The 11984-nt window shown below is 69.0% G+C and carries 20 protein-coding genes, 2 tRNA genes and 1 pseudogene; 12 read left to right on the forward strand and 11 right to left on the reverse strand.

Translation table 11 applies throughout. The features are described from left to right. Positions 1-49: 49 nt before the first annotated feature. The 7 genes from FM051_RS04695 to FM051_RS04725 are packed head-to-tail and all read left to right on the forward strand — an operon-like array spanning position 50 to position 3210. A complete protein-coding gene (locus FM051_RS04695; protein ID WP_158840949.1) occupies positions 50-376 on the forward strand; it encodes a hypothetical protein in 327 nt (108 codons plus the stop codon). Continuing rightward, a complete protein-coding gene (locus FM051_RS04700) occupies positions 373-828 on the forward strand; it encodes a helix-turn-helix domain-containing protein (protein WP_158840951.1) in 456 nt (151 codons plus the stop codon). Before FM051_RS04695 ends, FM051_RS04700 begins: the two co-directional genes overlap by 4 nt. Next, the gene (locus FM051_RS04705) at positions 764-997 is read left to right on the forward strand and encodes a hypothetical protein (protein WP_158840953.1); all 234 of its coding nucleotides are present in this window, start codon (positions 764-766) and stop codon (positions 995-997) included. Before FM051_RS04700 ends, FM051_RS04705 begins: the two co-directional genes overlap by 65 nt. Then, positions 994-1314, forward strand: a complete 321-nt coding sequence (locus FM051_RS04710; RefSeq protein ID WP_158840955.1) for a hypothetical protein — start codon at positions 994-996, stop codon at positions 1312-1314. Before FM051_RS04705 ends, FM051_RS04710 begins: the two co-directional genes overlap by 4 nt. After that, a complete protein-coding gene (locus tag FM051_RS04715) occupies positions 1311-2054 on the forward strand; it encodes a hypothetical protein (RefSeq protein WP_158840957.1) in 744 nt (247 codons plus the stop codon). Before FM051_RS04710 ends, FM051_RS04715 begins: the two co-directional genes overlap by 4 nt. Further along, the gene (locus FM051_RS04720) at positions 2054-2521 is read left to right on the forward strand and encodes a RusA family crossover junction endodeoxyribonuclease (RefSeq protein WP_158840959.1); all 468 of its coding nucleotides are present in this window, start codon (positions 2054-2056) and stop codon (positions 2519-2521) included. Before FM051_RS04715 ends, FM051_RS04720 begins: the two co-directional genes overlap by 1 nt. Next, a complete protein-coding gene (locus FM051_RS04725; RefSeq protein WP_158840961.1) occupies positions 2509-3210 on the forward strand; it encodes an early set domain-containing protein in 702 nt (233 codons plus the stop codon). Before FM051_RS04720 ends, FM051_RS04725 begins: the two co-directional genes overlap by 13 nt. A 99-nt stretch (positions 3211-3309) precedes the next feature. On the opposite strand, the gene FM051_RS04730 is transcribed toward FM051_RS04725, so the two are convergent. Further along, complete coding sequence (locus FM051_RS04730) at positions 3310-3690, reverse strand: hypothetical protein (RefSeq protein ID WP_158840963.1); 381 nt, start codon at positions 3688-3690, stop codon at positions 3310-3312. A 533-nt stretch (positions 3691-4223) separates the two neighbouring features. On the opposite strand from FM051_RS04730, the gene FM051_RS04735 reads away from it, so the two are divergent. After that, entirely contained in the window at positions 4224-4418 is a 195-nt protein-coding gene (locus tag FM051_RS04735; protein WP_158840965.1) for a hypothetical protein, read from the forward strand. 65 nt (positions 4419-4483) lie between these two features. On the opposite strand, the gene FM051_RS04740 is transcribed toward FM051_RS04735, so the two are convergent. From FM051_RS04740 to FM051_RS04750, 3 genes are all read right to left on the reverse strand, one after another. After that, positions 4484-4624, reverse strand: coding sequence for a hypothetical protein (locus FM051_RS04740; RefSeq protein WP_158840967.1), 141 nt, complete (start codon positions 4622-4624; stop codon positions 4484-4486). 114 nt (positions 4625-4738) lie between these two features. Further along, complete coding sequence (locus tag FM051_RS04745) at positions 4739-4993, reverse strand: AMED_5909 family protein (protein ID WP_158840969.1); 255 nt, start codon at positions 4991-4993, stop codon at positions 4739-4741. 61 nt (positions 4994-5054) lie between these two features. After that, on the reverse strand, positions 5055-5285 hold the full coding sequence (locus tag FM051_RS04750) for a hypothetical protein (protein ID WP_158840971.1): 231 nt from the start codon (positions 5283-5285) through the stop codon (positions 5055-5057). 190 nt (positions 5286-5475) lie between these two features. On the opposite strand from FM051_RS04750, the gene FM051_RS04755 reads away from it, so the two are divergent. Genes FM051_RS04755 through FM051_RS04765 form a run of 3 tightly spaced genes read left to right on the forward strand, consistent with a single transcriptional unit; the run spans position 5476 to position 7082 of the window. Further along, positions 5476-5688 (forward strand): hypothetical protein, encoded by a 213-nt coding sequence (locus tag FM051_RS04755; protein WP_158840972.1) that lies wholly within the window; start codon positions 5476-5478, stop codon positions 5686-5688. Further along, a complete protein-coding gene (locus FM051_RS04760) occupies positions 5685-6212 on the forward strand; it encodes a DUF6879 family protein (protein WP_158840974.1) in 528 nt (175 codons plus the stop codon). The genes FM051_RS04755 and FM051_RS04760 overlap by 4 nt, the downstream gene beginning before the upstream one ends. An 18-nt stretch (positions 6213-6230) precedes the next feature. After that, a complete protein-coding gene (locus tag FM051_RS04765; RefSeq protein WP_158840976.1) occupies positions 6231-7082 on the forward strand; it encodes a helix-turn-helix domain-containing protein in 852 nt (283 codons plus the stop codon). A gap of 101 nt (positions 7083-7183) precedes the next feature. Here FM051_RS04765 and FM051_RS04770 read toward each other — a convergent pair whose 3' ends face one another. From FM051_RS04770 to FM051_RS04780, 3 genes are all read right to left on the reverse strand, one after another. Then, on the reverse strand, positions 7184-7459 hold the full coding sequence (locus FM051_RS04770) for a hypothetical protein (protein WP_158840978.1): 276 nt from the start codon (positions 7457-7459) through the stop codon (positions 7184-7186). A gap of 62 nt (positions 7460-7521) precedes the next feature. Further along, positions 7522-7902 carry a helix-turn-helix transcriptional regulator gene (locus FM051_RS53930; protein ID WP_202918669.1) on the reverse strand — a complete coding sequence of 127 codons (381 nt, stop codon included), beginning with the start codon at positions 7900-7902 and terminating at the stop codon, positions 7522-7524. Between the two features lie 273 nt (positions 7903-8175). Further along, positions 8176-8249, reverse strand: a tRNA-Pro gene (locus FM051_RS04780). Between the two features lie 61 nt (positions 8250-8310). Here FM051_RS04780 and FM051_RS04785 point away from each other — a divergent pair. Then, positions 8311-8384: transfer RNA gene (locus tag FM051_RS04785), tRNA-Gly, on the forward strand. Here the strand turns inward: FM051_RS04785 and FM051_RS04790 are convergent. The 4 genes and pseudogenes from FM051_RS04790 to FM051_RS04805 all read right to left on the reverse strand — a co-directional run. Next, positions 8353-9609 carry a tyrosine-type recombinase/integrase gene (locus tag FM051_RS04790; RefSeq protein ID WP_158840980.1) on the reverse strand — a complete coding sequence of 419 codons (1257 nt, stop codon included), beginning with the start codon at positions 9607-9609 and terminating at the stop codon, positions 8353-8355. The genes FM051_RS04785 and FM051_RS04790 overlap by 32 nt on opposite strands. Continuing rightward, positions 9606-9827, reverse strand: a complete 222-nt coding sequence (locus tag FM051_RS04795; protein ID WP_158840982.1) for a helix-turn-helix domain-containing protein — start codon at positions 9825-9827, stop codon at positions 9606-9608. Before FM051_RS04795 ends, FM051_RS04790 begins: the two co-directional genes overlap by 4 nt. A gap of 16 nt (positions 9828-9843) precedes the next feature. After that, a complete protein-coding gene (locus FM051_RS04800) occupies positions 9844-11418 on the reverse strand; it encodes a replication initiator (RefSeq protein WP_158841094.1) in 1575 nt (524 codons plus the stop codon). A gap of 26 nt (positions 11419-11444) precedes the next feature. Further along, positions 11445-11984, reverse strand: a pseudogene (locus FM051_RS04805) (hypothetical protein); the annotation flags it as partial.

Genomic DNA, 11984 nt, shown 5'->3' on the forward strand with positions numbered 1-11984 from the left:
AGACGCGCGGGCGCGCGGGACACACCCGTCTGCCCTGCTGGAGGTACCCGTGATCCTCGGTCCCCGTGAACTCGACTGGCAGCGCCAGGTGCTCGACACCGCGCGCCGCGCTGGCTGGACCACCTACGTGCAGGACCTGCGCAACGAGCGCTCCCACGAGCCCAGCGTGGTCCTGGTGCGCGCCACTCGCGTGGTGCTGGTGTTCCTGCGGACCAACGTGCGGCGGGCCCACGAGACGCTGCCCGGTCGCTTCGCCGAGCTGCACGGCGTCGAGTGCTACCTGTGGGCACCACGGGACTGGCCGCGTATCCGCATCCTGCTCACCACTGCCCCGAGTACCGCTGAGGTGATCCCCAGCGACCAGGAGAGGCTGTGATCCTGCCCCGCGATCCGAGCGACCCGGTAGCCGTGATCGTGCTCGATCCGGACGACGCCCGGATGCTCATCCGCCTGGTGCAGCTCGGTCTTGGCGCGCGCCTCCAGCTCGGCGGCGGCGGCCGTCCCTCACCGCACCTCGATGCGCTCTTGACCGACCTGCACCAGGCGGCAGCCGAACCGGTCCGGCTGCCCATGTCCGCAGACGGACCTGAGTCCGAGCCTGCGGCCATTGTGGAGATCAGCACCGCAGAGGCCGCTCTCCGCCTCGGGTGCACCCCCCGGCACGCGCGCCGGCTGGCGTTGACGGGCCACCTGCCGGCGCGCGTTGTCGGAGGGGTCTGGCTGTTCGACGCGAACAGCCTCCCCGAACTGGAGGACGACGAGCATGGAGCCGAACACCTCGCCCAGGCCGAGCCTGTGGCAGGCGATCCAGGCCAAGGGCGAAGCTGACCAGGCCGCAGCCGACGAGACGGCGCGTCCGGAGCGCGAGGCGTACGAGGCCGCCCTGGCGGCTGACGCCGCGCTGTACGGCACGGCCGGATGGGAAGCCCTACCCACCCCGCGGCGTGCCCAGGTCGCCGCCTGGGCACGCCAGCAGGGCGCCGAGAGCGCGGCATGACCGACACCCGCGTCCAATCCCGCCACCAACTGGCGCACGGCCCCGAGGACTTCGGCGACACCCGTATCTGGTGGGTCCAGGGCGTGTGCTTCACCGACAACCGCCGGCTGCTCGACAGGTTCCGCCGGCAGGGCCTGGCCCTCACCGAGGACCCGGAGTCCGGCCCCGAGCGCTTGGCCTGGCTCACCGAACAGGCGAACTACCTCCGCCGCGTCGACCAGCTCCGCCAGGACGTCCAGCGCACCGGCGTCCGGCCCGCCGTGGCCTTGCAGGACCACGCCGACAACCCCCGATACAGCTACGAGGCAGGACTGTGACCAACGACGAGATCAAGGCCGCGGAGCAGGCCGTCCAGGACGCCAAGCAGGACTTGGCCGTCTTCAAGCAGCGCGTGCTCGACGGCGACACCAGCATCACCGCAACGATGCTCGCCGAACGGCAGGGCGCCATCGACTTCGCCGAACTACAGGTGGAGGCGGCCCAGCGACGCGCGGCCCAGCGAGCCGAGGCAGACCTGAACGCCGAGTTGGACGCCGTCCGCAGCGACGCCGAGGCGATCCTGGCGACCGGCACCAACGAGTTCGCCGAGGCGTTCCAGACCGCGGTCCGGGCGATGGACGCCGCAGTGCGGGTCATGGCCGCGAGGCGCGGCGCCATCCTCGCGCTACGCCAGCGCTACGAGGCCGCCCTGAGCCGCGTCGGCGCGACCGACCCGAGCGGCACCGTCCAGGATGGACAGCGGGTGCGTGGTGTCGTGGTCTCGCGGGACGCGGTCCGCCTGTTCGAGGGTGACCGGCGCCAGATCACGGCCATGCCCGACGAGGATGTCGCCAGTGCCGTGTTCACCGCGGCCACCGCGGGTATCATGCGCACCGGGGACCGGGCCACCGAGGACCGGGCCGCGCTCAAGGACCTCATCGACGCCACGCCCGAGCTGCACGAGCTGCTGACCGCCGCGCTGCCCGAGCGAATGCACAACCTGCCCCAGTGGTTCCACCAGACCAACGACCAGTTCATGGGCATGGTGCGGGAAGCACTGATCAGCGAGGCCGAGTAATGGCCGGCCTGATCGCACAGCTGACCGCCGTTGCCGTGTTCGTACCCGGCCGACCGGCGCCGCAGGGCAGCAAGCGGCACGTGGGCAACGGCGTCATGGTCGAGTCGTCCAAGGCCGTGAAGCCCTGGCGGCAGGACGTCCGCGAGGCGTTCCTCACCGAGGGTTCCCCGCGAGTCCGGTTCGACCAGGGCGTGCCCGTCCTCGTGCGCCTGGTGTTCGTGATGCCCCGCCCGTCCGGCCTGCCCAAGACCAGGGCGACACCGCCGCACACCAAGCGCCCGGACGTCGACAAGCTCGAACGCGCCGTGCTCGACGCCGTTGGGTCGGCCGGCGTGTGGCACGACGACGCCCAAGTCACCGAGGTCGTGAAGGCCAAGCGCTACGCCGAGATCGGCGAGACCCCCGGCTGTCACATCCACGTGCAGCCGAACACCATCCTCAGTGGGGCTGCCTCATGGGCCAGGTGAACCAGCCGAGCAACATCCTCGACCAGATCCGCGACCTGCGGCGGCAGATCGCGGAGGTCCGCAAGAACTCCGGGCTGTCCTCCGCCATCCTGCGACAGGGCGGACTGAGCCTGCTTGAGGACGCGTTCCTCAAGATGGTCGACGACAACGGCGTGCTCGTGCTGTACGCCGGTCCCGATGCGGAAGATAGGCAGGTGTTCGAGCTGCGCCGTGAAGGCGGTGCAGCGATCTTGACCACGTACTTCACCGCGTTCGGTCAGGCGTGGTCCCTGTTCGACCCTGGCGGTCAGGTCGCCGTGGCCGACGACGCGGACAGCGGACAGGGCTTGGCCCGGCCCTACATCCCGCTACCGCACAACCAAACCGACTGGAACGTGATGCCGAAGACCACCTCGGCATCGTTCGTGACGCTCGATGAGGTGCGCTACTACAAGCAGCACCCCCGAGTGAACATGTCGATCAAGACGGGTGCGGCAGTCGGATCGGCCGGAGAGTGGCGGGTGTTGCAGGACGGGGCCGTGCGCGCTTCCGGCACCATCACGGCGAGCGTGATCACCGTGGCCTTCGCCTCGTTCGCGGTCACCGGCTCGCACCTGGCACCGCTGAACCTGGACGTGCAGGCCCGTGTCACGAGCGGCGCGGGGCCGGTTTCAGCCCACATCCGTGAAGCTGGAGGTGTCCAGACGTGACCGCACCCGCGACGCTGCCCGAGCCCGAACGCCCTGACGAGCTGCTGGCCCCGCTCATGCCTGGCGAGCAGCGTGCACCGGACGGCGGGGTGATTCCGGTTAGTCCCGGATACAGCCCGGCGTCTGGTCCTCCGGACCCACACACCGGATCGGCCACGTCGGCGTAGGCGTGGGAACCACCATCGGCGGGTCACCCGGCTGAGGCTCCGGTGCGGGCGGCTGCTCCGTGGTGGTCGTCGGCACCGGCTCGGCGGCAGGTGCGACCGGCGCGGGCGGTTGACCCTGCTGGACGTCCGGCCGCGCGGCCACACCCGAGGATGTCGGCGACGGCTCGACCACCGTGGACGACGCGTCCACCGTGGTCGGTGCCGTCGTGCTGGTGGACGCGGACTCCGTCACCAGCTGCTGCTCGGCGGGCGCCGCGGGCGCCGGCCCGCCGGCGGCGATGGCCACCGTCACGCCGATGCCAGCGAGCAGCACACCCACTGCACTCGCGGTCAGTAACGCGGCTTTGCGCTGCACAGCAACCTCCGGGAGACGACGACCCGCGCGTCCAGCGGGCTCAATTCGGGTATCAGCAGGTCGGACGTCCCGCGCTACAGGGCGTTGCTCAAACTCACCTGCACGGAGCAGAAATTTCACGGTCTGTCGATCACTCGCTACAGAACCCGTTCAGCGTTGGTGATGCTGGACGGGTGGGACCGGTTGGCGGGCGATGTCGTCCGGCCGTGCAGAGGCCGAGAGACGCACGCGCCCTTGGTGCCAACCGGTCCCGGTTGAGCCTGGCCAGGCTGCCCAGGTCCTGCCTGCGGGTACAGGTCCGGGGACACCTTCGCGAAGTTCGGGCCCTGCTGACCGGCCCCCGCAGTGTGACCTGTCGGCTGGACCCGTTCTTCGTTCCGGTGTGGCTACACCCTAACCACAGGTGTGGCTACACCTCAACCCCGTGTCACACGAATGGTGTAGCCACACCTTCGCTAGCCGGTGTGGCTACACCGTGCTAGCCTCCCGACATGCCCAACCAGCCCAAAACAACAGGGCGCCACGTCCGTGTGGAAGATGCGCGGTGGGCTGCCGCCGAGGTGAACACCGAGGCGATCGGCACCAACCGCGCGGCATGGATCAACGCCGCGCTCGCCTGGCTCAACGGAGAACCCGGCGCGAAGCGCCCCGTGCGGCCAGCTCAACCTCAACCGCCGCAGTCCTGAAACGCAGACGCCCCCACACCGCCGCCTTCGGGTGGTGGTGTGGGGGCCGTTCGTGGTGTCCGTGGTCAGCTGGACCCGTCATCAGTAGTGACGGGTTCCTGGTCTTCGTCGCCAGGGTCGTTGGGCAACGGGTGGCCGTTCATGAGTTCGTGGGCGCGCTGGGCAACGCCGATCAGCCAGGACGGGCGGGTGTCGTCGGCGCTCATCGTCTGCTCTCCGTGGTCGAGTCGATCGGGGTAAGACGACGCCCCCTCGCGAGGGGCGCGAGGGGGCGTCCATCCGCTCCCAGGGGTTACGCACCGGGAACGGAAACCTGGCGATCAGGAAGCGGCCTTCCGGCCGATCCTCTCGGCGTAGATCTCTTCGGCCGCGGCGTACCCCGTCGCCTCATGCTGGTGGTCGGGGTCGGTCTTGGACACGCGCCGGTACACCGCCGCGGACTTCCGGTGGTAGGCGATCCAGGCATCCGCCGACGCGTCGGGAGCGGGAGACAACAGGCCGAGTAGGTGCCGGGCCTGCTCGAAGGTCGAGACCGTCTTGACGTGTTCCCAGGTGGCCGTCTGACGGGTCAACACGTCGCCACCCGCCGATCGGTGGGCACGACGATCGGGCCCCTGCCACCGCTACGGGCGGCGGTCACTGCGCGGTCCCGGGCAGCCGCTTGCGCAGCTGGTCGACGGCCGACGCGAGTTCGGCGGCGCCGTGCCAGTCGTAGAAGGACGTCCCGGGGCTGGGCTGAAGCACCACGATCCGGGCGTCTCGCAGGTACACCTGCGTGACGCGTTGGCGGCCGGCGGCGTCGAAGCAGGCCACGTTGATGGGCCTGTCGGGGCTGCTATCAGCAGCGGCGTTCGGTGGGCTCGACATGGGGACCTCCGGCAGGGGTGCGCTGGCCCGTTCGGGCTCCGGAGCGGTCAGTCTCGTGCGATTTGCCTGCCACTGACAAGCAATTTGTGCAATTGATCATCAAAGACCACTTGATTAGGGGCATTGCAGCCTGGTTGCACTCCGCTTGGATGTCCGATGCACAACGTCACGAGCCCTGAGAGGACCGATCATGCGTCTGACCCACCTCGGCACCGAGTCCGGCAAGAGCGGCTGCCCCAGCGTCTTCGCCACCGACCGCGGTACCTACGTCGTCCAGGGCTGGAAGGTGACGGACCCCGACGCGCTCGCTGAGCTGGCCAAGCGCGGCCTGCCCGCCCACGAGGACGCCGTCGAGATCCCGGCTGACCTCCTCCAGCACTTCCCGCAGGTCACCGAGCAGTGACCGGGCGACTGGTCGAGCGAGCCGGGTTCGAGCGGCTGTTCGACGACTTCCACAGCTCGGCCTGGCGGCTGGAGATCCAGGGCACCTACGACGAACCGGAGGAGCGCGAACCCCTGCGCCGGTTTCTGGCCGGTGAGCCTGATGATCTGGAGTGGATGGCCGACTGGTTCGAATGGGTCACGGAGCAGAGCGCGTCCGGCCGTCGAATCGGGCGTGTACGGGTCCTGACGGAGCCGCTGACGGACTACCTCCGGTTTGAGCTGTCCTTCACCGGACACGCGGTCGACGCCGGCGAGGACATCCGACTACTCACGCCCGCCGATGCTGCTCGGCTCGACCTTCCGCGTGAAGACTTCTGGTTCTTCGACGACCACCTGGTGGCCGTGCTCCGGTTCGGCGACACGGGCGTGGCCACCGCCGAGCTGATCGACGACCCGGCCGAGGTCAACCGCTACCGTGCCGTGCAGCACCGCGCGCTCTCCGCCGCGGTGCCGTACCGCGAATGGGCCGCGAGGCAACCGTGAACCACTCCTGAGGAGACCGTGAGCAGCACCTTCGAGAACCAGCGATTGGCCTTCGCCGACCGGTTGGTGGCGTTGCGAGTCGAGCGGACCAGCCTGGCGGCCAAGGACTTCGCCGCGTCGCTCGGCTGGCACGCCTCGAAGGTCTCCCGGATCGAGACCGGCAAGCAGACGCCCAGCGACGACGAGCTCCGCACGTGGCTCGACGCCGTGGGCGCACCGGCCGAGCTGGTCGACGAACTCCGCAACCAGCTGCGTGACCTCCGCATCGCGCAGTCGACCTGGCGGCGGCAGCTGCGCAGCGGTCACCGCGCCCGCCAGGAGCAGGATGAGCGGGAGGAGCAAGCCGCTGCGGTTATCCGCGCCGTCGACGTGATGGCCGTGCCCGGCCTCGTGCAGACGCCGGACTACGCCCGCCGCATCCTCGTGACCCAAGCGGAGTTGCTCGAGGTGCCGGCTGGCGACGTCGACGCCGCCGTGAACGCGAGGATGCGGCGTCAGCGCGTGCTGTACGAGCCGGACAGGCGGATCGAACTCCTGGTCGCCGAAGCCGCGCTCGGCATGGCCGTGTGCCCGGCCGCCGAGATGCGCGCCCAGGTCGACCGCCTCCAGTCGGTAATCGGCCTGCCGAACGTGCGTCTCGGCGTGCTGCCGCTGCACGTCCAGTACCCGCACTTGCTGCCGCACGGCTACTGGATCGTCGATGACGAGGTCTTCATCGAGCTGGTGCACTCCGAGGTGCGGGTGAACGACCCGGAGCAGGTCGCGATCTACAGCAAGCTCACCGACCGGCTGTGGACGGTCGCGCTCGAAGGCAACGACGCGCGAACACTGCTCGCACGCGTGGCGGCAACACTCCAGGCCGGCGACTGAACGCCAGCCGAGCAGGTCGGACCGCGAGATGACGACTCGGTTCGGGTTGCCGGGGCCCGTCGCGGATGGCGACGGGCCCCGGAACTGCGTGGCGGCTGCCCTCAGTCGTTCGGGCTCCTCCACGTTCCGCCACCCCAGTACTCGCCTGTCTCCCGAGGCAAGTGCGGGCCCTGAGCTGCCGCCATCAAGGCCAGGCCCAGGGCATAGGCCCGCTCGGGATTGAGCACCGCAGCGAACCGGCCGTCGATCTCCAGGTCGACGTCAACGCCCCACTGGTGGCGGGACACCCTGGCCCATTGCTCACCGCGCATTGTCCAGGTGGGCTGGTCTTTCTGGTCCGACTCGGGCAACTCAGTCGGGATCAAAGGCTCCGTCATGCGCGGCACCGTAGTTGAGCGCGTGACCGCCGTGCGGCATCTCAAGTAGCGACGCGCGGGCTCTACTGGCGGGAACCACGACGGCGCTCACGGGCGCGGACCGACTCACGTGTCCCACCACGAACGCTCTGCGCCTTCTGCTCAGCGATCCAGGCGTTCAGCTGATCCTCGTCGTATACGACCGATCCGCACAGCGTGTAGGACTCAGGACCGCGGTTTCTGTGCCGCCAGGCTCGAAGGGTCGACTCAGGGATGCCTGTGACCTCGGCGACCTCGCGGGTCTTGAGTCGCCGAGTTCGTGAGCCAGCCTTCGCCTGCACGCATCTCCTCCAGTGCTGTCGCTGAATGACGACGAGTACCGCCTCCGCCATCCGGCCACGCACCGGACAGTTGATCCATCTGGGTGATTCCAGCGCGACGGGATCGCCAGCCGTACTGAACATCGGCGAAGCCCTCACGGCGGAACAGCACGTGCAGCGCGCGGCCGACCGGTCGTGCCCACGTGGCTAGCGCAGGCCGAGCAGCGGGCGCGGGGCTGGTCGACTTCGCGCAGGTCAGGATGGGACTCGGCGTGGCCTCCGGACGCTGAGGCCTCCGTCCGGTCGCCTGCTACGGGGGTGTCGCGATGGCTCACAAACCCAAGATCATCTCCCAGATTTCTCCCGAGATGGGGAGAGGCCCCCTCCTCCCGGAGGAGGAAAGGGCCTCTGACCTCGTCGGGGCGACAGGATTTGAACCTGCGACCCCCCGCTCCCAAAGCGGGTGCGCTACCAAACTGCGCCACGCCCCGGTCCACCCCAGCCTATCGCGACCCGCTAAGCTAACCCCGCGCCCACCCCGGTAGGCGCGTCGCGGGTGTAGCTCAATGGTAGAGCCCCAGCCTTCCAAGCTGGTCATGCGGGTTCGATTCCCGTCACCCGCTCCACCTTCTTCTTGCTGGTAGATCGCTTGCGGACCGTCCCACGTGGACGGTCTTTTGCTTTCTGATGATCTTCCGTGCCCCTCGCGTGCCCCTTCTCCTCCGGCGTGCCCTTCTCGGCGGTGATCATCGCCTCAATCCCAGCGGCGATCTTCCGCCCCCTCTCCTCCCGCGCGTGGAGGTAGATGAGAGCCGCGCGGGTAGAGCTGTGGCCCATCCGATCCATCAGCTCCCGAAGCGTCGCCCCAGTCTCGGCCGCCAGGGTGTTGCCGGTGTGCCGGAGGTCGTGGAGGTGGACGTCAGGCATTCCCGCGGCTTGCCTGGCCGCGTTCCAGATGTGCCAGAAGTTGTTGCGCTTCGGCCTGCCACCCTTCGGCCCGACGAACACCCAGGCGTCCTCGTCGTCGTCCACGAAGGCGTCAAGGTGCCGCTCGATCTCCTCACCGAGGAACGGCGGCAGCGTGACCGGCCGCTTGCTCTTGGCCTTGGGATCGTCCTCGAACAACGGCCCGGAGTCCGGCTGCACGGTCTGCCGCTCGACCTGGACCACGCAGAACGTCCGCTCACCGTCGTGGACGACCGAGAAGTCACCCCGCTTGAGACCCACCATCTCAGCGAACCGCAGGCTGCCGAACGTCGCGAGCAACACCATCAGGCGGTACCGCTCCTCGATGGCGTCAGCCGCCGCGAACACCTGCTTCAGCGTGGCGGTGGGCCGCTCCGGGCTCTCCTCCTTGCCGCCGCCCTTGATCGTGCACGGGTTGTGCTTGAGGAGCCGTTCCTCCGGTGCCGACGCCGTGTTGAGGACCGCCCGCAGGAACCGGTACGCCTTGGCCACGGTCACGTCACCCACACCGTCGTCCTGCATCTCCTTCCGCCACCTCCGGACCCGAGACGGGGTGAGGTCAGCGAGCATCACGTCACCGATCCTCGGTCCGACGTGGTTGCGAAGCAGGCCGTCGTACAGCTCGACCGTCCGCACAGCCAGGTCCCGCTCTTTGATCCACGCTTCGGCGTAGTCGCGCAGCTTGATCTTGCCTGCGTCGGGGTTGGTCCAGTCGTTCCGCCGAATGTCCGTCTCGACCTCAGCGAGCCACTGGTCAGCGTCCTTCTCCCGCTCGAACGTCATCGGCGCGGTGTGCTGCCTGTCGTCCGGCCCCTGGTATCGCGCCTGCCACCGCCCCGACGGCAGTTGTCGGACCCGCCCGAACCGACGTCGCTTGTCACTCATGACGCCCGCCGCAGGTGTTGCCGAACGGCAGCCGGGTCGAACGCCTCCACCCGACCGGCCTCGATGAAGGCGTCGAGGTCAGCCCGCTTGAACCGGATGAACCGCCCAAGCCGGTGGAACGGGATGCGCCGCTCCGCGATCAGCCGGCGGACGAACCGCTCGGTCGTGCTCATGTACTCGGCCGCTTCGGGCACGCTGAAGTGCTCTTTCTCGTGCATCGGTGATCCCCCCAGATCAAGCCGCTTGGTCAGTTGCCGAACTCTCTTGCGCACCGGCCGACGCGAGCAGCGCCGCCGTGTACTCCGCTTTCCAGCGCCGCCGCTCCGCGACCGCCCGCAGCAGCAGGTGAGGCCGAGGAGGCACGTTCGGATCGCCGGGCTGGACGTTGTTCCACACAACCCGCGCGGGCTGGTCTTCCTGCTTGATCCCGACATCGGCAAGCAGTTGCCGAACGAACGTCACCCGGTCGTGCTTGTGGTCAGCGAGCGACTTGCCCGACCACTTCCGCGACACCAACACCCGGCGACCGGCCACGCCGAGGGTGGAGCGCTTGTGCGCCTTGCCCTTGCACCGGCCGGGCTCCATCGACAGCCGAGCGCCCTTCGGTTGGACGCCGTAGAGCAGCCACACCGGGCACTGCGGAGAGCACGGCGTCACGGCCAGCTCCGCACACAGCCGTTCGGCGTGGTCCTCCTGGCGGCTGGTCTGGGCGTCGAAGCACTCACCGATGCTCTTGGTCAGGTACTTCGTCAGGTAGCCGATGTGCCGACCGGCCTCTTCGGTGCCGCCGAGGATGCCCTTCGAGTGCACCTGCACTCCGAACCGCGCCACATGCGCCGGACGCTCCACCTGGTCGAGAGCTTCCTCCCAGGTAGGCAGCGGTTCGCGGGTGACCGGGTCGACGAACCCCTTCGTCCGCGAGTCCCACACCGGCCGGTTGTCGCCGCTGTACTTGATCTCGTCATGGTTCGGCCACCAGACCTGGTGATAGGTGGCCTCAGCGACCGCCCGCAGCTCCGCGCGCGAGATCGAACCCCGAACAGCCGCGTGCCAGTGCGGCGCCAGACGCCGCTGAGGCTCGACCGTGGAGAAGTACTGCACATCCCACCCGACGCACCGCCGCAGGTTCTGTACGAACCGGTCCAGCAGTGCCGCGAAGTGCACCGCGTCCCGAGCCGCCCGCCGGTAGTCGTAGCGAGCCGGATCAACCGGCGTGCCGTCGCTGCGTACCTTCCCGTAGCTGTCGAGCGTCAGCGTGAGGAACGTCGAAGGCTGGTACTTGCCCCCGAAGACCCGGCCAACGGTCCGCTTCTGGACCGGCCGCCGAGGCAGGTTCGGCGCATCCTGCCGCCGACGCGTAGACCGCTTCCGCACCGCCCGAGACCGCACCTCCAACGGAGGAAACGCACCGCGGACTCCCCGTTGCCGAAGTTCGGCATCGACACCGGCAACCTCCTCCCGCACCTCCTCCGCGCCGATCTCATCTCCCTCTTCCACGGCCTGGCGGTACGCCTTGACCAGATCCGCCCGGTACGCCGTCAACGCCCGCTGATCGTCGCTGGGAGCGTGCGGAGTGAAGTCGGGTTCCTCGGTCAGATGCCACCCCTCGCGGCACTGCGCCATCCGCAACCGCCGGTTCTTCTCCGCGCAGGTCGGGCACACACTGGCCACGGTCGAACCGCACGCCACGGGCACGATCTCCACCCGACCGGTGTCCAGGTCGATCCGCTCCTTCGCCAGCGGCCGGACACAGACGCCGTGCTCCTCAGCCACCGCCCGAGCCACATCGAGCGCCGCCGGCTGCTTCATCCGGTCCGCCCGAGTCAGGTACTCGCTCACGCCGCCTCCTCCCTGGTGCCATCCGGCCGAGTCTGGAAGTCATGAACGGTCGCGTCGGCCAGGTAGATACTCAGCTCGACAAGGTCGGCATCGGTCACGTGGAAGGCCCGAGCCCGTTCCGGCTCCCGCTGCCCGTCCTGCTTCACCCAGGCCACGCCCGGCGTGTTCTCACTGATCACGTGGGCCGCCGCGCCGCGCTGTCGAACGCCGTCGCCAAGGACCATGTCCACCTGTTGCGGTTCGTCCAGTCGCAAAGCCACGCGGGTGCTGAACAGGTGCCGGAAGGAGACGACCTCCTTACGCGGGTCCTGCACCAGGCCGACGACCGCGTAGCCGGGTGCCCGCCCCTGCGAGGTGATGGTCTGGATACCGATCTTTTCGTTTCGGGGTGACGGTTGCTCTTGCCGGCGGGTGTATGCCGGTGGGTGTATGCCGGTGGGATGCGGTATTCCGATGGTGGTGGTCTGACCGCGGAGCAACGGGCCCGGCGGGAACGGGTGCGGTTCGAGGCCGCCGAATTGTTCGCCCAGGGGATG

The sequence above is a fragment of the Saccharothrix deserti genome, assembly GCF_009769385.1.
GTDB lineage: Bacteria > Actinomycetota > Actinomycetes > Mycobacteriales > Pseudonocardiaceae > Actinosynnema > Actinosynnema deserti.

Bases quoted from the DNA above. Each gene is read 5' to 3' on its own strand.
- FM051_RS04705 (WP_158840953.1), top strand. From the start codon at position 764: ATGGAGCCGAACACCTCGCCCAGGCCGAGCCTGTGGCAGGCGATCCAG.
- FM051_RS04710 (WP_158840955.1), top strand. From the start codon at position 994: ATGACCGACACCCGCGTCCAATCCCGCCACCAACTGGCGCACGGCCCC.
- FM051_RS04720 (WP_158840959.1), top strand. From the start codon at position 2,054: ATGGCCGGCCTGATCGCACAGCTGACCGCCGTTGCCGTGTTCGTACCC.
- FM051_RS04725 (WP_158840961.1), top strand. From the start codon at position 2,509: ATGGGCCAGGTGAACCAGCCGAGCAACATCCTCGACCAGATCCGCGAC.
- FM051_RS04735 (WP_158840965.1), top strand. From the start codon at position 4,224: ATGCCCAACCAGCCCAAAACAACAGGGCGCCACGTCCGTGTGGAAGAT.
- FM051_RS04740 (WP_158840967.1), bottom strand. From the start codon at position 4,624: ATGAGCGCCGACGACACCCGCCCGTCCTGGCTGATCGGCGTTGCCCAG.
- FM051_RS04750 (WP_158840971.1), bottom strand. From the start codon at position 5,285: ATGTCGAGCCCACCGAACGCCGCTGCTGATAGCAGCCCCGACAGGCCC.
- FM051_RS04755 (WP_158840972.1), top strand. From the start codon at position 5,476: ATGCGTCTGACCCACCTCGGCACCGAGTCCGGCAAGAGCGGCTGCCCC.
- FM051_RS04770 (WP_158840978.1), bottom strand. From the start codon at position 7,459: ATGACGGAGCCTTTGATCCCGACTGAGTTGCCCGAGTCGGACCAGAAA.
- FM051_RS53930 (WP_202918669.1), bottom strand. From the start codon at position 7,902: ATGTTCAGTACGGCTGGCGATCCCGTCGCGCTGGAATCACCCAGATGG.
- FM051_RS04790 (WP_158840980.1), bottom strand. From the start codon at position 9,609: ATGAGTGACAAGCGACGTCGGTTCGGGCGGGTCCGACAACTGCCGTCG.
- FM051_RS04795 (WP_158840982.1), bottom strand. From the start codon at position 9,827: ATGCACGAGAAAGAGCACTTCAGCGTGCCCGAAGCGGCCGAGTACATG.
- FM051_RS04800 (WP_158841094.1), bottom strand. From the start codon at position 11,418: ATGAAGCAGCCGGCGGCGCTCGATGTGGCTCGGGCGGTGGCTGAGGAG.